This is a genomic window from Sulfitobacter sp. M368 (assembly GCF_025141875.1).
GTDB lineage: Bacteria > Pseudomonadota > Alphaproteobacteria > Rhodobacterales > Rhodobacteraceae > Sulfitobacter > Sulfitobacter mediterraneus_A.
Map to the genome: position 1 here is coordinate 746,742 of NZ_CP081113.1, position 20,170 is coordinate 766,911.

Sequence of the window (20,170 nt, forward strand, 5' to 3'; positions counted from 1 at the left end):
GATGCGGCTTTTTGCGACGATGTCTTTGATTGTGACGCTTTGCGCTGGCGCGGCCTTGGCGCAAAGCTTTACTACGCTCAAGGGGCACGGCGGCCCGATTATGGGGCTGGCCGTATCCGGCAGGGGGCAAGTCGCCACTGCCAGTTTCGACAATTCTGTGGGCCTTTGGGACGGACGCACTCCGCAATGGCTGGAGGGGCATGAGGCGGCGGTGAACGCTGTTGTGTTCCTGCCAGACGGGCGGGTGGTCTCGGCCGGGGATGACTTTACGGTGCGGCTTTGGGAGGACGCGCAGAGCCGGATCATCGGACAGCACAAAGGAAAAGTGACCGCTCTGGCAATTGCGCCCGATGGAGGGCTCATTGCCTCGGCCAGTTGGGACGGGACCATTGGCCTTTGGCCGCTAGCAGAGGGCAGTGGTAGTGTCATGAAATTGCGGGACAGCGGTGTGAACGATATCGTGTTCGGGGATGGTGGCGACAGCCTGTTTGCTGCGACCACGAAGGGCGAAGTGCTGTTGTTTGATCTGACGAGCGATGCGCCGCCGCGGCCATTGGTGAAACACGGGTTTGGTGTGAATGAGCTGGCGCTCGGGCCGCAGGGGCGCTGGCTGGCTTACGGCGCGGTTGACGGCGGCACGCGCATTCTGGATGCTGTCACCGGCGCAGCTTTGGCTGACTTTACCCTGGACCGAAAGCCGATCCTGTCCATGGTGTATCATGACGGCGCTGGCTTGTTGGCGGTGGGTGACGGGCAGGGCTACATCATGCTGGTGGACACCCGATCCTGGCGCATCCGACAGGATTTTCGTGCCACGCGGCAAGGCCCGATCTGGGCGCTGGCGTTTTCACCGGATGGGGCGATGGTCTGGGCGGGCGGGCTTGATGACCTGGCCTATGGCTGGCCGATTGCTTTGATGGACCAGTTTGATCCTGCGATTGGGCAGGAGCGATCCTTTCTCAAAGAGGCCAGCGAGATGACCAATGGAGAGCGGCAATTCATGCGTAAATGTTCGATCTGCCACGCGCTTGACGCCGGTGCCTCGCGCAAGGCCGGTCCGACCCTGTACGGGGTCTTTGGCCGCACTGCGGGCCGCCTGCCGGGCTATCCCTATTCGCCAACGCTGGCAGGATCGGATATCGTTTGGACAGATGCGACAATCGACCAATTGTTCGATCTGGGACCAGATCACTATATCCCCGGATCGAAAATGCCGATGCAGGTCATTGCCGCGCCGCAGGACCGGCGGGATTTGATAGAGTTTCTAAAGATCCATTCCCAGACAAAGGAGACAAAGCCATGAAAGCGATGTTCACCAGTTTCGCCGCCATCATTGTTATTGCGGTTGTTGCCAGCTTCGGGCTGGAAAGGGCGGGATTTTCGTCTGAAGAAGTCAACGCGGGCCCGTCCGTGAGATTGGGCAAAGGCAGCCAATGAAACCTGCCGCACCGGACGAATACGGCGAAAGCCTAGCCCATGCTTCGATCCTTGTGATCGACGATGAGCCTGGCATGCGCAACTTTCTGATGAAGATCCTCAAGCCGCGTTGCAAACGGGTGGAGCAAGCGGCCTCAACCGTCGAGGCTACAGCCCTGCTGGATCGCAGTTTCTTCGATCTGGTGATCCTCGACAATATCATGCCGGGGAAAACCGGGCTGGACTGGGTGCGCGAGCAACGCAATGTCGGGCTGTTTTCCGATACGATCCTGATCACCGCCTATGCGGATCTGGAAACCGCGATCAAAGCGGTGCGGACAGGTGTTGCAGACTTTGTACTCAAGCCGTTTCGCGCCAATCAGATCCTCAATGCCGCCGCACGGGCGCTGGACCGCCAGAATCTGCGGCGCGAGAATTTCCTGCTCAAACATGAGCTTGCTGGCGAAGGCAGCCATGCGCGGGGGCGGCTATTGGGCAATTCTGCCGCAATCAGCGAAGTGCGCGATATTCTGGAACGGCTTGCTCCATTGCCAACCTCGGTCTTGTTTACGGGCGCCACCGGCACGGGCAAAGAGGTGGCCGCGCGGACCTTGCATTCGCTGTCAGACCGGGCCGACAAACCCTTTGTTGCGGTGAATTGCGCGGTAATTTCTCCTGACCGGATTGCGCAGGAACTGTTTGGTTTGGTCGACAATCAGGACCGCCGCAGTGATGGGCTGTTCCTGCATGCCGAGGGTGGGACGCTTTTCCTTGATGAGGTGGTGCAAATGCCCGAACAGGTGCAGGCCGCCCTGTTGCGGGTGCTGGAAGAACAACGCATTCGCCCTGTCGGGGCAGAGCGGGAAATTCCGCTGAACCTGCGGTTCCTGTTCGCCACCAACGCCGATCTGGATCAGGCCGTCGCCGAAGGGCGGTTCCGGGCTGATCTCTATCACCGTATCAACGTGATGAAGGTCGAGATGCCCCCCTTGCGTGATCGCGCAGGCGATATATCGGAACTTGCGGCGCTGTTCTTGCGGCAATTTTCCAAGACGCTGGGTCTGCCCGCGATTGAGCTGGACGAAGAAACCTTGCTGAAATTTGCCCGCTACGATTGGCCCGGAAACGTGCGGGAATTGCGCAATCTGATTGAACGTTCGGTGATCCTTGGCACCTTTCCGGACAAGTTCGCCGGGGGGGGGCAGATCACCGGAACCCGTGCCATTGAATCGCTTGATCTGGTGATGCAACGGCACATCATGCACATACTGGATGAATGCGATGGCAACCGGGCAGAGGCCGCGCGGCGGCTGGGCGTTTCGCGCAAGACCGTGGATCGAAAATGCGCGGCTTGGGGTGTCTGATTGTCAAAAACTGTCTGGCGCTTCGGGCAGCCAGATTGAAAAGGCCGCGCCCCGCTTGCGCCGGTTGCGCACCCGGATCAGACCACCCGCCCGCTGAATCAATGTCTGGCTGATAGACAGACCCAGCCCGGTGCCTTCTGCCAGTTTGGTCGTAAAAAACGGATCAAACAGGGTATTGAGATTCTCATCCGGAATGCCCGGCCCGGTATCGGCAATTTGCAGGCATGTTCCGGCCTTGCCTTCAAGTTCCTCTGGAAACAGAGAAACAGTCAGCCTGCCATCCTGCTCCATCGCTTGTACCGCATTCACCAGCAGGTTCACGATCACCTGCTGCAACTCCCCCTCGTCAATCCGGACGGGAGGGGCGGGCGCAAGGTCCGTTTCAACCGTGATCTGGGTGTTGGATAACGTGTGGCCAATCAGAACAAGGCTGTCTTCGGTCACGCGGCCAATGTCCACAGTTTCCTCAGAGCTGCTGAATTCACTGGGGCGGGCAAATTGCAAGAGCTTGCCAACGATGGCCCCGATCCTCTGCACCTGTCGGTCGATCAGGGACAGTTCGGTTGCCACCTCTTCGGCGCGGGTGTCGAGGGTTTGGCGGATCACGTCAACGTTGCCTTGGATCACCGCAACGGGGTTGTTGATCTCATGGGCGACACCTGCGGTGATCTCGCCAATCGAGGCCAGCTTCTCTGACATGACCAGTTGTTTGAAGGTCTCTTCCAGCTTGTAATTGGCTTCTTTTAGCTCCGCTGTGCGATCTTCAACCCGTTCATTCAGCTCATCCGCCCAAGACCGCAACGCCTGGTCCCGCTCCTGTACCTGATCGAGCAATGTATCGAGGTGGCTGGCGACAAGGCCAATTTCATCGTTTGACCCCACATCGCCATTACGGGCATTCAGATCACCCTTCTCCACACGGGTCATGGTCTGGATCATGCGTTCGAGCGGCGAAAAGATGCCCTTGGCCATGCGCAGAAAAAACGGGATCGACACCGCAAGCATCAGCAGAAACGCGATAAACAGCGCCAGATAGGCTTGTTGTTTTGCGGCGACAAAGGGCGCTTCGAGAAACCCGACATAAAGCATGCCGACACGTTCACCAAAGCTGTCGGAGATGGGCAGATATCCCGAGATGTACCAATCATTCACCACAAAGGCGCGGTCGAGCCATGTTTTGCCGTCATCCAGCACTTTGCCGCGCACGACGGCAGAAACCCGGGTGCCCAGGGCGCGGACATCCTCGAACAGGCGCACGTTGGTCGAGACCCGGACATCCTCAAGAAACAGGGTCGCCGTGCCTTGCCGGTCGCCCCCCGTGGCAGCGTTGAGATAGACCAGCGCGTTGATCGTATCGATGAAACCCAGATTGCGGTTCAACAGGATGCCGCCCACCAGAACACCGCGATTGCCGCCTTGGCCCACGGGGCTAGCGGTGTGAACCACCATGCCGCGGTCTTCGACCGTGCGGGTGGTGGGTACGGCAGCTTGGGTCTCGATCAAGGGGACGCGCGCCCGCGTGGCCAGATCGCCGGGCAGGGCAGCGAGATCGGCGGCTGAGAAAATGTCGATGGCGGTGGCTGGCCGCCCGCGTTTGGCCGATGCGATCACAGGCCATTGATGTGCTGGTCCGGCGGTCTGATCAGGTGGAAGGTAGTACAGAAAATCCAGTTGATACGCCCGCTGCTTGGCCTTCAGAAAGGTTGCCAATTCGGCCCGGTTTTGATCCAGCTCTGCGAGAAACTCGGCGGATTCGGTGATCCCCGTCATGTGGGTTCCGGTGCCATCCAGGATGCGGCCCAGATATTGCTCTGCGATCCGCAAATCACTGGCGACATTGGCAATCAGGATGTTGTCATATTCCGATGTCCAACGGTTCATGCCCAATAGCAGCATCAGCGGCATCAACACGACCATCGGCAACAAGGCCAAGGTCAAAAGGCGCAGCCGGACGGACTTCAACAGTGCGTACTGATTGGAAAACGGATCATGGCAAAACCCTACTTTGCCGATGCAGCCGATGCAATTCGTGGCATTTTTGCCAAAGTACTTTTCGGCAAGCCAAATACCGTTTTCGTGAAATATTATTTTGTGGTACCGTTAGGGTAGTATCAGCCAACTGCGGTGAAACCGTAAAGTTGGGACATGTTTTGAGGTCTATGTATGTGGTGCACGGCAAGTTAAAAAGTCAGGTACGATCAAAGCGAAGTTCAGTTTTTTGGCGTCAACAAAAGGCAAGCGCTCTTGCCATAGGTCTTTGCGCGTTTTTTGGGAATGACGGCGCATTGGCTCAAGAAGCCGAAGTTTCGGCGCCAAAGACCGCACCGATAGCCGCATCCGCAAGCGACACGGCAAACGGCGCAGCACACCAAACCCTCCCGATTGATTGCGGCGAAAACTCAACCACCATTGAACGTCAGGTGAAAAACCCGTTGCGCATGGAGGTCGTCGATCCGACCAAGGCAGATTGGGCGGAGTACGAGCGCCGCGTTTTGGAGCAGTTCAACACAGACGGCGCATCCAAGCAAAAGACCGCGCCACCGGAGCCGGAGACGATAACAGAAACCACCGAGGGCTGCGCACTGGATGAGTGGGACGCTGAGCGGATGGCACCGGGTCTGGACCCCGAAAACGAGATAATGGTCACATACACCGGCAAAGTTACCAACCGGACCCAGGAAGGCCAAGGCACGGAGAACCAATCCGAAAGTGCAGGCGGGCGCAACCAAAAGGCCGGTGAAACCCTGCCAAGCGCCAAGGATATTTCACTCATGAAATCCATAGAGGATTTCTTGCAATCCGCGGTTTTTCGGTACGGGCTTGTCGCTGTTTTGGGCATTGCGCTGGTTTTGGTGTCAAAAACGCTGTTCCAACTGGCTTTGGGGTTCTTCTTTCGCCGGAGAAATTGCAGAATTGAGGCGGTCTTGTTGACAATCAATGACGAGTTTCCCGGGACTATCCTGATCTTGGGCAAGCTGGGGTGCCGATTTGCCGCTGATGATTTTGGCAAGATCGACCGGCTATTGGACACGCCCGACTTTGTCGATTTTTCGATCTCAATCGGGGGAAATGTGCGGCCAGTGTTCATCAATCGCACGCATGGCGCCGCATTCGCAGCCTTTTTCGTCGACCCACTCAAACGAAAAGAACAAGCCGAGATACTGCAACTTTCAACGATCAAGCCTCAGTTTGCCAGTTGGAAACCGGCAAAGAACGGCGGCAGGGGCGGGGTAAAGACGGTAAGGGCGAGGCTGGCGCGGCTGCAAGAAATGCGTGAGGAGGAACTTGCCCGCAAGGCAACGTCCTAACCGAAAGGCTTAGCTCAGTGGATCGTCTATCAACGGGTCCGGCTTGGCCAATGAGGCCAGATCATCGGCATCTGCGATATGAACACTGGTTCCATTCACGGTCACACCATAAGGCTTGAGCGCCTTGATCGCGCGGGACAGGTTTTCCGGCGTCATACCCATTTGTGATGCGATTTTGCGTTTTTCGATGTTCAACTCGAAAGTGCCGTTGCCGTTGCCATTACCATTGGCGCGGTTGTGATGCTTGAGAAGGTAGTTCGCCAGGCGTTCGATCGACGTGCGCAGTTTGAGATCTTTGCTGTTCTTGACGACCCCGCGATAACATTGGGCCAGTTCGGTCACCAAGGCACGCGAAAATCCGTTGTCGATATCGTAGATCTGCCGCACGTCCGTAGAAGGCAGCAAGACAATGCGGCTTTTCTCCAAGGTGCGGGCTGACATCAGGTACGGAGCATCTTTGATCGTTGCTGCAAGGATGAAGGTCGAAACCGGTCTGACAATGGCCATTGTGGATTCGCGGCCATTCCAGGTGGCAAACAGCTCAACCGCTCCAGAAATGATCACATGCAGAAAATCGCTTGGCTCACCTTCTGAAATCAGCTCGATCTGCGGCGGGAAGTTCTGGACGTAGGAACCGCGCATAAGCGATTCAAAATTGTCGTCGGCCATCTCGGCAAAGATCGGCAATGCCCGAATATTCGTGGTTTCCGACTCATTCATGCTCAATGTTCACCCAAGCGAAGTTCGGACAGTTATCATATGTCTGCTTGATATATGTCAAACCAATTTGGGAAATTCTTTGATCTCTGGATTTGCGCGCCTCAAACCCGCAGATGACAAATTTCTGAGAAAGCCTTGTTTTGGCCCAATTTCTTAAAGACTTGATCCAGATCAAAACCGGCCAACTTGAAACGGCACAGGTTCCTCCAAAAGCAGCTCAGGACGGCCAATACGGGCCTGTCTGGGGATCGGAAGGAGAGACCAATGGAGCTTCAGAACAAGGCCACAAGTCTTTGGGGCAATTTCTTTAACGTAAAGATGGTGCAGATCAGAACGTTCCACATGACGTGGTTTGCGTTCTTCTCGTGCTTCTTTGCATGGTTTGGTATCGCGCCGCTGATGTCTGTTGTGCGCGATGAGTTGCAGCTGACAAAGGATCAGATCGGCTGGGCCATCATTGGCTCGGTGTCCGCAACCATCTTTGCGCGGCTGTTCATCGGCTGGCTCTGTGATCGGATCGGGCCAAGGAAATCCTACACATGGTTGCTGATCCTCGGGTCGCTGCCCGTAATGGGGATTGGTCTGGCGCAATCCTTTGAGACCTTTTTGCTGTTCCGGGTTCTGATTGGCTGTATCGGTGCATCCTTTGTGATCACCCAATACCACACATCCGTTATGTTCGCGCCCAACGTGGTCGGACAGGCCAACGCCACCTCGGCGGGCTGGGGGAACCTCGGCGGTGGTGTGACACAGTTTGTGATGCCGCTGTTGTTCTCGGTGTTCGTCGTTGGCTTTGGCTTTTCGGAGGCTGTCGGCTGGCGTGCGTCGATGATGGTTGTTGGCTCGATCATCTTTGTCACCGGGATCGCGTATTACTTCCTCACTCAGGATGCCCCTGACGGCAACTTTGATGAGCTGCGTGCGCAAGGCCGCATGGGTGAGAAAAAGAAAGTCACCGGCAACTATATGGCCGCATTGGCTGACCCGCGCGTTTGGGTTCTGTTTGTCATCTACGGTGCCTGTTTCGGGATCGAGTTGACCGTCAACAACGTCGCCGCGCTCTACTTCATGGATTACTTTGACCTGACCCTTGTCACCGCAGGTCTGGTGGCTGCGTCCTTTGGTCTGATGAACATGTTCGCCCGGACCCTTGGCGGGATCTTCGGTGACAACTTCGGTTCGCTCTGGGGCCTGCGTGGCCGCGCGTTCTGGCTGTTCGTCTGTATCTTCTGTGAAGGTCTGGCGCTGATGTTGTTCAGCCAGATGAGCGTTCTGTTCCTGGCTTTGCCTGCGCTGATCGTCTTCTCGCTGTTCACTCAGATGGCCGAAGGGGCGACCTATTCGGTGGTGCCATTCATCAACAAGAAGGCATTGGGCGCTGTGGCCGGTGTTGTGGGCGCGGGCGGTAACGCCGGTGCGGTTCTGGCGGGTTTCCTGTTCAAGAACACAATCGACTGGTCCGAAGCGTTCTTCATCCTTGGCATTATCGTGACCTGCGCATCCTTCATGGCTTTCTTTGTCCGGTTCTCGACCCGGCAGGAAGATGAAGAGCGGGCCAACTTTGCCGCCGCCAATATCGAAACACTGCGCGCCCGTGCCGCCAAGGCCAATGCCGCGCTGGAAGAAGGCATTCAGGCCATTGCCCGCAAGGACGGGCAGGCACCTGCAGCCGATTAATCACTGAACACGGGGGGCCAGGATCGGCCCGCCATCACGCTCATCTTGGAGGTATCAAGTGGGACAAGATCTAAGAAACTGGAACATTGAGGACGAAGGCTATTGGTCCTCTACCGGCAAGGCGATTGCCACACGCAACCTGTGGATTTCGATCCCCAGCCTGCTCTGCGGCTTCGCGGTCTGGCTGTACTGGGGCATCATCACCGTTCAGATGATCAACCTCGGCTTTGCCTTTGACCAGTCGCAGCTGTTCACGCTGGGCGCCATTGCCGGTCTGACCGGTGCGACCCTGCGCATTCCGTCAACATTCTTCATCCGTATCGCGGGCGGCAAGAACACCATCGTGTTCACCACAGCATTGCTGATGATCCCCGCTGCGGGTGCGGGTATTGCACTGCAAGACCCTGATACGCCGCTGTGGTATTTCCAGATTCTCGCCTTCCTGTCGGGTATCGGTGGCGGTAATTTCTCGTCCTCGATGTCCAACATCAGCTTCTTCTATCCGAAGAAAAAGCTGGGCTATGCGCTGGGCATGAACGCCGGTCTGGGCAACTTTGGTGTGACCACCATGCAAATCCTCATCCCGCTGGTGATGACGGTTGGTATCTTTGGTGGCGAAAGCCGCACGCTGGTCAACACATCCGGCACGCTGATCGGCAAGATTCCTGCCGGCACAGAGACCTATATCCACAACGCGGGCCTGATCTGGCTGGTGTTCCTGATCCCGTTGGCCATCATCGGCTGGATGGGCATGAACAACATCCGAGACGAACATGTCTCGCCTGACATCCCCAACCCGCTTGGCGGCTTTGCCATCATCACCGGTATGCTGTTGCTGGGCCTTGGCGCCGCTGCATTCGGCCTTTGGCTGCTGCTGCCGCAAACCGAAGGTGGGTTGCCAACATCCGGTATGGGCGTGTCCAAATGGATCGTGCTGCCCATCGTCATCGCTCTGACCGTCGGTCTGTTGAAGTTGATCCCCGGTGCCGTTGGCCAGAACCTGACACGTCAGTATCGGATATTTGGCAACAAGCACACTTGGGCCATGACCGTGATCTACACAATGACCTTCGGTTCGTTCATCGGCTTCTCGGCCGCACTGGCACTGACCATCAAGGTGGTCTTTGGTTTCAGCCACATCGAAGTGGACGGGCTGATGACCCACGACACCGTGAACCCCAACGGCCCCTCGGCCCTGATGTTCGCATGGATGGGGCCTTTCATCGGCGCGCTGATCCGTCCGATCGGTGGTATCTGGGCTGACAAGGCCGGTGGCGCGAAAGTGACGCAGATCATCTCGATCGTCATGGTCGCATCTGCCCTGGGCGTCGCTTACTTCATCCAGGCGGCCTACAACTCGGCCACGCCGGAACAGTACTTCTACCCGTTCCTGGGCCTGTTCCTGATCCTGTTCGCCGCCACCGGCATCGGCAACGGATCGACCTTCCGGACAATCGGTGTGGTGTTCGACAAAGAGCAGGCTGGCCCTGCACTGGGTTGGACGGCTGCTGTGGCTGCCTACGGTGCCTTCATCATCCCCAAAGTCTTTGGTGAGCAGTTGAAGGCCGGCACCCCCGAACTGGCGCTTTACGGTTTCGCGATCTTCTACGGGGTCTGCATCGTCATCAACTGGTGGTTCTACCTGCGCCGCGGCGCCTACGTCAAAAACCCATAATTCCACGCCATTTACGGCCTGCGCCGCCGTTTCGGCGCAGGCCCACCCCCTTAACGATACCTCAGGAGAGGAGCTAGCAAGATGAGCCACCTGCTCGACAGATTGAACTTTCTCCAGTCAAAAGAACTGGAAAAATTCTCGAACGGCCACGGGCAAGTGACCCGCGAGAACCGCGATTGGGAAGAGACCTATCGCAACCGCTGGCGCCACGACAAGATCGTGCGCTCGACCCATGGTGTGAACTGCACCGGCTCATGTAGCTGGAAGATCTACGTCAAATCCGGGATCGTCACCTGGGAAACCCAGCAGACGGACTATCCGCGCACCCGTGCGGGCCTGCCCAACCACGAACCGCGTGGCTGTGCACGTGGCGCATCCTACAGCTGGTATCTGTATTCCGCGAACCGGGTGAAGAACCCGCTGATCCGCGGCAAACTTTTGAAAGTCTGGCGCGAGATGCGCAAGACCATGACCCCGATCGAGGCTTGGACCAAGCTTCAGAATGACCCGATCCTGCGGGCCAACTATGTCAAATCCCGTGGCAAGGGCGGCTTTGTCCGCGCGACATGGGATGAAAGCACCGAAATCATCGCGACCGCCAATGCCTATACGGCCAAGACATACGGTCCGGACCGCGTCTTCGGCTTCTCGCCCATTCCGGCGATGTCGATGGTCAGCTATGCCGCCGGATCGCGGTATCTGAGCCTGATGGGCGGCGTCTGCATGTCCTTCTATGACTGGTATTGCGACTTGCCACCGGCCTCTCCAATGACATGGGGCGAACAGACCGACGTGCCGGAAAGCGCCGATTGGTACAACGCGGGCTTCTTGCTGCTTTGGGGCTCCAACGTGCCGCAGACACGGACACCGGATGCGCACTTCTACACCGAGGCACGCTATCGCGGCACCAAATCCGCTGTGATTTGCCCGGACTATTCCGAAGCGGCCAAGTTTGGCGACGTCTGGTTGGCCCCGAAACAGGGCACCGACAGCGCCTTGGCAATGGCCATGGGCCACGTGATCCTGCGCGAATACCATCTCGACCGTCAGGCCGAGTACTTCGAGGATTACACCCGCAAATATTCCGACTTCCCAATGCTGGTAAAGCTTGAGGAAAAAGACGGCCGGTACGTGCCGGGCCGCTTCCTGCGGGCCGATGATCTGGACGGCAAACTGGGCGAAGACAACAACCCCGAATGGAAAACTGTCGCCCTTGACCGCAAGGCGGGCCTGGTCGCGCCAAACGGTTCGGTTGGCTATCGCTGGGGTGAAGACGGTGAATGGAACCTTGAGGAACGTGCAAGCGGCAAAGACACCGACTTGATGACCTCGCTGGTTCTTGAAGAGGACCATGACAAAGTTGTCGGTGTCGATTTCCCCTACTTCGGCGGTCAATCCACCAAGAACTTTGCGCAGTGCGATTTCCCTGATGTCATGACCCACAACATCCCTGTAAAAACCGTGAAAACGGCAGACGGCGATGTACAGGTTGCCACTGTGTTTGACCTCTTCTGCGCCAACTATGGCCTTGATCGCGGCCTGGGCGGCGATTGGGTCACCAAGGACTTTGCTGAAGACAAACCTTATACGCCTGCATGGGCTGAACGGATCACCGGTGTTCCTGCCGACAAGATTATCGCGGTTGCCCGTGAGTTTGCCACCAATGCCGAAAAGACCAATGGTAAATCCATGGTCATTCTGGGTGCCGGTCTGAACCACTGGTACCACATGGACATGAACTATCGCGGCATCATCAACATGTTGGTGATGTGTGGCTGTATCGGTCAGTCGGGCGGTGGCTGGAGCCACTACGTGGGCCAGGAAAAGCTGCGCCCGCAAACCGGCTGGCAGCCGCTGGCCTTTGCGCTGGATTGGAACCGTCCACCACGTCACATGAACTCAACCTCGGCATGGTATGCGCATACCGATCAGTGGCGCTATGAGACCCTGACGGCGGATGAGATCCTGTCGCCAACGGCGCCAGAGGGTGATTGGAACGTCAATCTGATTGACTACAACATCCGGGCTGAACGCATGGGCTGGTTGCCATCGGCACCGCAGTTGAAAACCAACCCGCTTGAAGTGACCAAAGCGGCCAAGGCGGCTGGCAAGGAGATCAAAGACTACATCGCAGAGCAACTGAAATCCGGCGATCTGGAAATGTCTTGCGAAGATCCTGACGCACCCGAAAACTGGCCGCGCAACCTGTTTATCTGGCGGTCCAACCTGTTGGGTTCTTCGGGCAAAGGCCACGAGTATTTCCTCAAACACTTGCTGGGAACCGACCACGGCGTGCTCGGTCATGACCTCGGTGTTGAGGGCGGCCAAATGCCATCAGAAGCCAAATGGCATGAAGAAGCGCCAGAAGGCAAACTGGACCTTTTGGTCTGCATTGACTTCCGGATGAGCACCACAGCAGTCTATTCCGATATCGTTCTGCCAACAGCAAGCTGGTACGAGAAGAACGACCTGAACACATCGGACATGCACCCGTTCATCCACCCGCTTCAGGCGGCTGTTGATCCTGCCTATGAGAGCAAATCGGACTGGGAAATCTTCAAGGCGATTGCCAAGAAATTCCAAGAGGTTGCACCCGAGGTGCTGGGCAAGGAAACCGATGTGGTTGCCCTGCCGATCCTGCACGACACACCGGCAGAGATTGCACAGGATCAGGTCCGCGACTGGAAGAAAGGCGAATGCGAACTGATCCCCGGAAAGACCGCACCGAACTACGTGCCGGTTGAGCGGGACTATACCGCAATCTATGACCGGTTTGTGGCTGTTGGTCCGCTGCTTGATAAGCTGGGCAATGGCGGCAAAGGTATCACCTGGAACACCGAAGTTGAGGTGCAGCATCTGCGCGACCTCAACGGCGAGTGGGAGGATGGCCCTGCCAAGGGTTGCCCGAAACTGGTGACAGACATCGACGCCACCGAGGTCATCTTGATGCTGGCCCCGGAAACCAATGGCGAAGTGGCTGTGAAAGCATGGGAACAGTTGGGCAAAGCCACCGGCATTGACCACAGACATCTGGCGCTGCCGAAGGAAGACGAAAAGATCCGCTTCCGTGATATTGCCGCACAGCCGCGCAAGATCATCAGCTCGCCCACATGGTCCGGTATCGAAAGTGAACATGTCTGCTACAACGCAGGCTACACCAACGTGCATGAGCTGATCCCATGGCGCACCCTGACAGGCCGTCAGCAGCTGTATCAAGATCACCTGTGGATGCGCGCTTTTGGCGAAGGGTTCACAACCTACCGCCCACCTGTCGATCTGAAGACCATCAACAGCGACGTGATGGACGATGGCGACAGCCTGGTGCTCAACTTCATCACTCCCCACCAGAAATGGGGCATCCACTCCACCTATTCGGACAACCTGTTGATGCTCACGCTCAACCGGGGTGGTCCGGTGGTCTGGCTGTCCGAGGTCGATGCGGCCAAGGCGGGGATTGCGGACAACGATTGGGTCGAGGTTTACAACACCAACGGGGCGCTTACGGCCCGTGCGGTTGTCAGCCAGCGCATGAAAGACGGCACGCTGTTTATGTACCACGCGCAGGAAAAGATCGTGAACACGCCCGGTTCTGAAAAGACCGGCAACCGCGGGGGCATCCACAACTCGGTGACCCGCACCACGCTCAAACCAACCCATATGATCGGCGGTTATGCCCATCAATCCTACGGCTTTAACTACTACGGCACCGTCGGATCGAACCGGGATGAATTCGTCATCGTCAGAAAAATGCGGAAGGTCGACTGGCTCGATACACCCGCCAAAGTGGAGGCAGCAGAATGAGAGTTCGCGCACAAATCGGCATGGTGCTGAACCTGGACAAATGTATCGGGTGCCACACATGCTCTGTCACCTGTAAAAACGTCTGGACCAGCCGCGATGGTGTTGAATACGCATGGTTCAACAACGTCGAAACCAAACCGGGCACCGGCTATCCGACCGACTGGGAAAACCAGGCGCGTTGGAAAGGTGGCTGGGAACGGACACGATCTGGCAAGTTACAGCCCAAGCAGGGCAGCAAATGGCGGATTCTGGCCAATATCTTTGGCAACCCGGACCTGCCTGAAATTGACGACTATTATGAGCCGTTTGATTTCGATTATGACCACCTGAAATCGGCGCCCGAAATGACGGCCTTCCCGACTGCACGTCCAAGGTCCAAGATCACCGGCGAGCGGATGGAGAAGATCGAAAAAGGTCCGAACTGGGAAGAGATCCTTGGCGGTGAATTCGCCAAGCGCAGCGAAGACTACAACTTCGAAGGCATCCAGAAGGAGATCTACGGGGAATATGAAAATACATTCATGATGTATTTGCCCCGCCTGTGCGAACACTGTCTGAACCCGGCTTGCGCGGCATCCTGCCCGTCCGGCGCGATCTACAAACGCGAAGAAGACGGCATTGTTCTAATCGACCAGGAAAAATGTCGCGGCTGGCGGATGTGTGTGTCCGGCTGCCCCTACAAAAAGATCTACTACAACTGGCAGTCCGGCAAATCCGAGAAATGCACTCTGTGCTATCCCCGGATCGAAAGCGGCAACCCGACCGTTTGTTCGGAAACCTGCGTTGGACGTATCCGGTATCTGGGCGTGATGCTTTATGATGCGGACAAGATCGAAGATGCGGCCAATGTGCCTGCTGAGACCGATCTTTATGATGCGCAGTTGGATGTTTTCCTCGATCCAAATGATCCCGCCGTCATCGAAGCGGCCCGTCGCGACGGCGTGCCGGAGGACTGGATCAAAGGCGCGCAGGAAAGCCCGATCTGGAAGATGGCGATGGAATGGAAAGTGGCGTTCCCGCTGCACCCCGAATATCGCACCCTGCCAATGGTCTGGTACATCCCGCCATTGTCACCGATCCAGAACGCTGCCGAAGCAGGCAAGATTGGCATGGACGGCGCAATGCCTGACGTTCAATCCCTGCGCATCCCGGTCAAATACCTCGCCAACATGCTGACGGCAGGGGACGAAGCCCCGGTTGTCACAGCGTTGGAGCGGATGATGGCCATGCGGTCTTACATGCGGTCCAAAACTGTGGATGGCGTGATCGATGAAGGCATCGCACAACGTGTGGGCCTCGAGCCGCGAATGATCGAGGACATGTATAAAATCATGGCTTTGGCCGATTACGAAGATCGTTTCGTGATCCCGACAACCCACCGTGAGCAGGTCGAAGAGGCCTATGACCTCAAGGGCGGGTGCGGGTTCACCGACGGCAACGGCTGTTCCACTGGTATCTCCAAAGGATCGCTTTTTGGCGGCTCCAAGAAACCTCTGAAAATGCCACAGGAGGTGCAGTAACATGGACCGTACACTGAAATCCTTTTCCCTACTTCTGAGCTACCCGACGCGCGAGCTGCAGCATGCGATGTCCGAGATCGGAGGCGTCCTTGCCTCGGATACCCGTTTGACAGCAGCAGCACGTCGGGCGTTGCGCCCGCTGGTTGAGGGGCTAGCCGGGCGCGACATCTATGACCTCGAAGAGCAGTTTGTCCTGCTCTTCGACCGCTCGCGGACCTTGTCGTTGAACCTGTTTGAACATGTTCACGGCGAGAGCCGCGACCGGGGTGGCGCGATGGTGTCGCTGATCGAAACCTACAGAGACGCAGGGTTTGATCCGGCCACATCGGAACTGCCGGACCACTTGCCGGTGTTGTTGGAATTTCTGTCGACCCGTCCATCACGTGAAGTGCGCGACACATTGACCGATGCCGCGCATATCTTTGAGGCCCTGCAAACCCGCCTTGAGCGGCGGGAAAGCCCCTATGCGGCGGTATTTGCAGCGCTGATCCAGATCGCGGGGGCCAAGGCCAATAAAGACGTGGTCGAGGCGATGCTCGCACAGCCTGACGACGATCCAACCGATCTCAAGGCGCTGGACGAGGTTTGGGAAGAATCCGAAGTGACCTTTGGCCCTGATCCAAACGCGGGCTGCCCCCAGGTGCGCGATATGCTTGCGCAGATGGACACACCGATAAACCCAGCGCCGCAAGCCGCGGCCAAGTAAGGGGATCACAGATATGTTTACCAACTTTGACATCGACTACTTCATCTTTGGGATCATGCCCTATATCGCGCTGACCGTGCTGATTGTGGGGTGTATCGCCCGGTATGAGCGTGATCCGTTCACTTGGAAATCGTCTTCCAGCCAGCTTTTGCGGCGCAAACAGTTAATTCTCGGGTCTGTGCTGTTTCACGTCGGCATTCTGACGGTGTTCTTTGGCCATCTTGCGGGTCTGTTTACCCCGGTCTGGATCCTCGACGCGCTGGGCATTCCCTATGCGCTCAAACAATGGATGGCGGTTGTCATCGGCGGCATTGCAGGTGTGACCGCACTGATCGGCGCGACCATTCTGTTGCACCGCCGCTTGACCGATCCCCGCATTCGCCGCCACTCCAGTTTTGCTGACATTGGCATTCTGGCGCTGATCTGGCTGCAATTGCTGATCGGTATCGGCACCATCTTCCTGACGCTGCAACACATGGATGGCGCGGAAATGGTGCGCTTTATGACCTGGTCGCAAAGTGTGGTTCTGTTGAACCTCAACGCCTGGGCGATGGTTGTGGATGTGCACTGGCTCTACAAGGCGCATATCTTCCTTGGCCTGCTGATCACCTTGCTGTTCCCGTTCACACGGTTGGTTCACATGGTGTCTGCCCCGATCCGTTACCTGTGGCGTCCCGGTTATCAGGTGGTGCGGTCGCGCCGTCAGACACCGTTGCCTGCACGCAATGAAGGGGCGAAGTGATGACCAAAGCGCTTTTCCCTGATGTGATCGTGAACGGCGTCACAATCGCTTCTGCCGCAATCGCGGCGGAGGCACAAAACCACAACGCGCCAAAGAACAAGCCGGGTCTGGCATGGCGGCAGGCGGCGCGGGCGTTGATCGTCCGCGAGGTGCTGCTGCAAGAAGCGGGCAAGCTTGGCGTGGTAGAGCCGCCGCGCCGTATGGGCGACGGGCTTGTGGAAACCCAAGAAGAGGCATTGATACGCGGTGTCATTGATGCCGCGATCAAGGTCGCACCGCCCACCGATGAAGAAGTGCGCGCGGTCTGGAGCAAAGACCCCGATCGCTACCGTGCCCCGCCCCTTTGGGAGGTGTCGCATATTCTGGTCGCGGCAGATCCGTCAGATGATGAAGCCCGTGGCAAGGCTTTGACCAAAGCGGCGGCTTTGACCGAACAGGTCTTGGCCGATCCCAAATGTTTTGGCCGCATCGCCAAGAACGACAGCGATTGTTCCTCCGCCCAGAACGGCGGGCTTTTGGGGCAGTTGTCACCAGGCGATACCGTGCCAGAATTCGAGGCCGCATTGCGTGATCTGAACGAAGGTGAGATCACCGCAGACCCCGTGGCCTCGCGGTTTGGTTTTCACATCGTTCGGATGGATGCGGTTGCCGAAGGTGCCGTGCTGCCCTTTGAAGCGGTTGCCCCCAAGCTGCGCGCAGCGATGGAAAAGAACGCCTGGGTACACGAAGTGCAAGCTCTGACCCAACGTCTGACCGATGCGGCCGAAATCGTGGGGATCGACTTAAAGGCATTTTGACGGTTGGAAGGGAGATGAATATGCGCCTCAATCCTTCCCAAAGGGGAGACTGGCTCAGCCCGGCTGAAATGGCGCGGCTTGGCAGTCCGCTCGACCTGATCAATGAAGATCACTACCGGCTACGGCACATTTGTGCCGTGCTGGACCGCTTGTCCGGCAAGCCCTCGCGGGAACCTGTGGATCTGGAACAAACCCGCGGGTTTCTGCGGATGGAGCTTTCGGCCCATATTGCTGACGAAGAAGAAGACCTGTTTCCGATGCTGCGCAAAAGATGTGAACCTGAAGATCAGGTGGAGCGGACGCTGGACCGGCTGAGCAAAGACCATTCAGACCATTTGAAGGGGGCCAAATCCTGTCTCGCCATTCTGGATGGCCTGCGCTCCCGACGGCCTGAGCTGACAATGGATGAGCGGGCTGTGCTGCGCGGCTTTGCAGACAAGAAGCGCCGCCATCTGATCCTGGAGAACGCGATCCTGCTGCCGCTGGCACGGGCGCGATTGATGACAACCGATCTGCGCCAGATGCTTGAGCATATGCTGGATCGGCGCGGCTTGCCCGGAGGAGGGTATCATGCGGGCTGATCTTTGGGAACTTGATGGGTCGTTTGGGCGATACCGAAAGGGCGCGACATGACAAAACACGAAATACTCGAATTGCCCGGTTGCGGCTGCGCGGACGCGCCGGAGGTCAAGCCTTTGTTGTCTGTGCAAGAGGCGCTGCGGCAAATCCGGCAGGCAACGGGCCGCGTTTCCGACACTGAAGAATGGCCGGTTGGGGAAACGCTTGGCCGGGTTTTGGGCCGCGATGTGCAGGCACAGATCATGATGCCGCCTTTCGACAATTCGGCGATGGATGGCTATGCCCTGCGGCGGTGCGACTGCCCAGAGGACGGACCTTTCCGTTTGCCCGTGGCGCAGCGGATCGCGGCGGGGCAGGCGGGGCAAACACCGCTTGAGCCGGGCACATGCACGCGCATTTTTACGGGTGCGCCGATCCCGGCGGGTGCTGATACGGTGGTGATGCAGGAACAAGTGCAGCTGGCCGGTGGGATGGCCGTTTTTGATCGCGCGCCCACCGAGGGTCAGAACATCCGCCGCGCCGGGGAGGACGTGGCATTGGGCGATGTAATCGTGCCTGCAGGGCAGGTGATCACCACCCGCGAATTGGCCGCGATCACCGGCGCTGGATTGGCCAAGGTGCAGGTGTTCCGCAAGCTGCGTATCGCTGTGATCTGCACCGGATCAGAGCTGGCCCGCGCCGGAGAGACCCTCGACCCGGGTCAGATCTATGATGTGAACGGGCCAATGTTGAAATCTGCCGTTGCGGCCATTGGCGCGGATTTGGTCCATCAATCCGAATGCCCTGACGACAAACAGGCGCTGGCCGCGGCCACAGCCGCCGCATCGGAGATTGCCGATCTTGTGATCACCACGGGCGGGGTATCGGTGGGCGAAGAGGACCATGTGCATGGGGCAATCGCCCTTGCGGGCGGAGACCTTAAATTTGCGGGCGTTGCGATCAAACCGGGCAAGCCGCTGTCCTTTGGGCGCATCAGGCAAGCCGCTTTTCTTGGCTTGCCGGGCAATCCCGTGGCGGCCTTTGTGACCTGGACATTGTTTGCAAAACCGCTGTGCCAGCGTTTGTCCGGGGCTGCGGATGGCCTGTGCACTGCGCGATTGGTGCGGGCCGATACGCCATTGCGACACAAAACCGGACGTTGCGAATACCGCCCCGCGACGATTGTTGGCCGGGATGATCGGGGCCGTGAGGTTGTACACTTGGGGCCGCAGGTGCATTCTGCGCAACTGGCGCCGCTTGTCGGCTGTGACGGGTTGGTGCGCCTGCCCGGCGATGTGAGAGAGCTGCCCTTGGGCAGCATGTTGGAATTCTTACCATTTGAAGGCTAATGAAGATGAACCTTGCCTATACAATAACTGAACACAAAGGCGACCTTGACCTGCTGTTGGCCAGCTTGGCCGATGAATTGGCGGCAAAGGGAATGAAGACCGCCGGGATCGTGCAAATCAACTCGGAGCGCGAAACCTGCCATCCCTGCGATATGGATGTGCAGGTATTGCCCGATGGCCCCGTGATCCGCATTTCGCAATCGCTGGGCGCCGAAGCCAAGGGCTGCCGGTTGGATCCTGCGGCGTTGGAAACGGCAGTGGGCGAAGTATCGGCACGTTTGGATGCGGATGTGGATGTGTTGATCATCAACAAATTCGGCAAGCACGAGGCCTCGGGCCGCGGCATGCGCAGCGTCATCGCAACCGCGCTGGCGCAGGATATTCCGGTGATTGCCGGGGTGAATGCCCTGAACCGCGAAGCATTCTTGGAGTTTTCCGAAGGCTTGGCGGTGCAGGTCGCGCCGGATGTTCCGGCGCTGGCCGCTTGGTTAACCGGCACCAACAAAAAGACCGCCGAAGTCGCCTGAGGACGGTAAA

At 57.8% G+C, this 20,170-nt stretch carries 16 protein-coding genes; 14 read left to right on the plus strand and 2 right to left on the minus strand.

Annotation, left to right across the window (positions count from 1 at the left end):
- Position 1 precedes the first annotated feature (1 nt).
- From K3754_RS03840 to K3754_RS03850, 3 genes are read left to right on the plus strand one after another with little or no spacing between them, the layout of a single operon-like run.
- Positions 2-1,303, plus strand: a complete 1,302-nt coding sequence (locus tag K3754_RS03840; protein WP_259941170.1) for a c-type cytochrome — start codon at positions 2-4, stop codon at positions 1,301-1,303.
- Entirely contained in the window at positions 1,300-1,437 is a 138-nt protein-coding gene (locus tag K3754_RS03845) for a hypothetical protein (protein ID WP_203208971.1), read from the plus strand. The genes K3754_RS03840 and K3754_RS03845 overlap by 4 nt, the downstream gene beginning before the upstream one ends.
- Positions 1,434-2,780: a sigma-54 dependent transcriptional regulator gene (locus tag K3754_RS03850; protein WP_203208970.1), complete on the plus strand. Its 1,347-nt coding sequence runs from the start codon at positions 1,434-1,436 to the stop codon at positions 2,778-2,780. The genes K3754_RS03845 and K3754_RS03850 overlap by 4 nt, the downstream gene beginning before the upstream one ends.
- A 3-nt stretch (positions 2,781-2,783) precedes the next feature.
- Here the strand turns inward: K3754_RS03850 and K3754_RS03855 are convergent, their stop codons facing one another.
- Positions 2,784-4,742 carry a cache domain-containing protein gene (locus K3754_RS03855; RefSeq protein ID WP_259941174.1) on the minus strand — a complete coding sequence of 653 codons (1,959 nt, stop codon included), beginning with the start codon at positions 4,740-4,742 and terminating at the stop codon, positions 2,784-2,786.
- 2 nt (positions 4,743-4,744) lie between these two features.
- On the opposite strand from K3754_RS03855, the gene K3754_RS03860 reads away from it, so the two are divergent.
- The gene (locus tag K3754_RS03860) at positions 4,745-6,088 is read left to right on the plus strand and encodes a hypothetical protein (RefSeq protein ID WP_259941176.1); all 1,344 of its coding nucleotides are present in this window, start codon (positions 4,745-4,747) and stop codon (positions 6,086-6,088) included.
- Positions 6,089-6,097: 9 nt separating this feature from the next.
- Here the strand turns inward: K3754_RS03860 and K3754_RS03865 are convergent, their stop codons facing one another.
- Entirely contained in the window at positions 6,098-6,808 is a 711-nt protein-coding gene (locus tag K3754_RS03865) for a cyclic nucleotide-binding domain-containing protein (RefSeq protein ID WP_203208967.1), read from the minus strand.
- A 264-nt stretch (positions 6,809-7,072) separates the two neighbouring features.
- Between K3754_RS03865 and K3754_RS03870 the strand changes: the two genes are divergently transcribed.
- From K3754_RS03870 to K3754_RS03915, 10 genes are all read left to right on the plus strand, one after another.
- Positions 7,073-8,485, plus strand: a complete 1,413-nt coding sequence (locus K3754_RS03870; RefSeq protein ID WP_203208966.1) for an MFS transporter — start codon at positions 7,073-7,075, stop codon at positions 8,483-8,485.
- A 58-nt stretch (positions 8,486-8,543) separates the two neighbouring features.
- Complete coding sequence (locus tag K3754_RS03875; RefSeq protein WP_259941179.1) at positions 8,544-10,160, plus strand: MFS transporter; 1,617 nt, start codon at positions 8,544-8,546, stop codon at positions 10,158-10,160.
- 81 nt (positions 10,161-10,241) lie between these two features.
- Positions 10,242-13,961, plus strand: a complete 3,720-nt coding sequence (locus K3754_RS03880; protein ID WP_259941181.1) for a nitrate reductase subunit alpha — start codon at positions 10,242-10,244, stop codon at positions 13,959-13,961.
- Positions 13,958-15,481 (plus strand): nitrate reductase subunit beta, encoded by a 1,524-nt coding sequence (gene narH, locus K3754_RS03885; protein ID WP_203208963.1) that lies wholly within the window; start codon positions 13,958-13,960, stop codon positions 15,479-15,481. The genes K3754_RS03880 and narH overlap by 4 nt, the downstream gene beginning before the upstream one ends.
- Position 15,482: 1 nt before the next feature.
- Positions 15,483-16,187 (plus strand): nitrate reductase molybdenum cofactor assembly chaperone, encoded by a 705-nt coding sequence (gene narJ / locus K3754_RS03890; protein WP_259941183.1) that lies wholly within the window; start codon positions 15,483-15,485, stop codon positions 16,185-16,187.
- Positions 16,188-16,200: 13 nt separating this feature from the next.
- Entirely contained in the window at positions 16,201-16,929 is a 729-nt protein-coding gene (narI, locus tag K3754_RS03895; RefSeq protein ID WP_203208961.1) for a respiratory nitrate reductase subunit gamma, read from the plus strand.
- Positions 16,929-17,726: a peptidylprolyl isomerase gene (locus tag K3754_RS03900; RefSeq protein ID WP_203208960.1), complete on the plus strand. Its 798-nt coding sequence runs from the start codon at positions 16,929-16,931 to the stop codon at positions 17,724-17,726. The genes narI and K3754_RS03900 overlap by 1 nt, the downstream gene beginning before the upstream one ends.
- Before the next feature lie 20 nt (positions 17,727-17,746).
- Positions 17,747-18,307 carry a hemerythrin domain-containing protein gene (locus K3754_RS03905; protein ID WP_259941187.1) on the plus strand — a complete coding sequence of 187 codons (561 nt, stop codon included), beginning with the start codon at positions 17,747-17,749 and terminating at the stop codon, positions 18,305-18,307.
- A 48-nt stretch (positions 18,308-18,355) separates the two neighbouring features.
- Entirely contained in the window at positions 18,356-19,633 is a 1,278-nt protein-coding gene (gene glp / locus K3754_RS03910) for a gephyrin-like molybdotransferase Glp (protein ID WP_259941190.1), read from the plus strand.
- Positions 19,634-19,638: 5 nt separating this feature from the next.
- Positions 19,639-20,160, plus strand: coding sequence for a DUF2478 domain-containing protein (locus K3754_RS03915; RefSeq protein ID WP_259941193.1), 522 nt, complete (start codon positions 19,639-19,641; stop codon positions 20,158-20,160).
- The last annotated feature ends 10 nt before the right edge of the window (positions 20,161-20,170 follow it).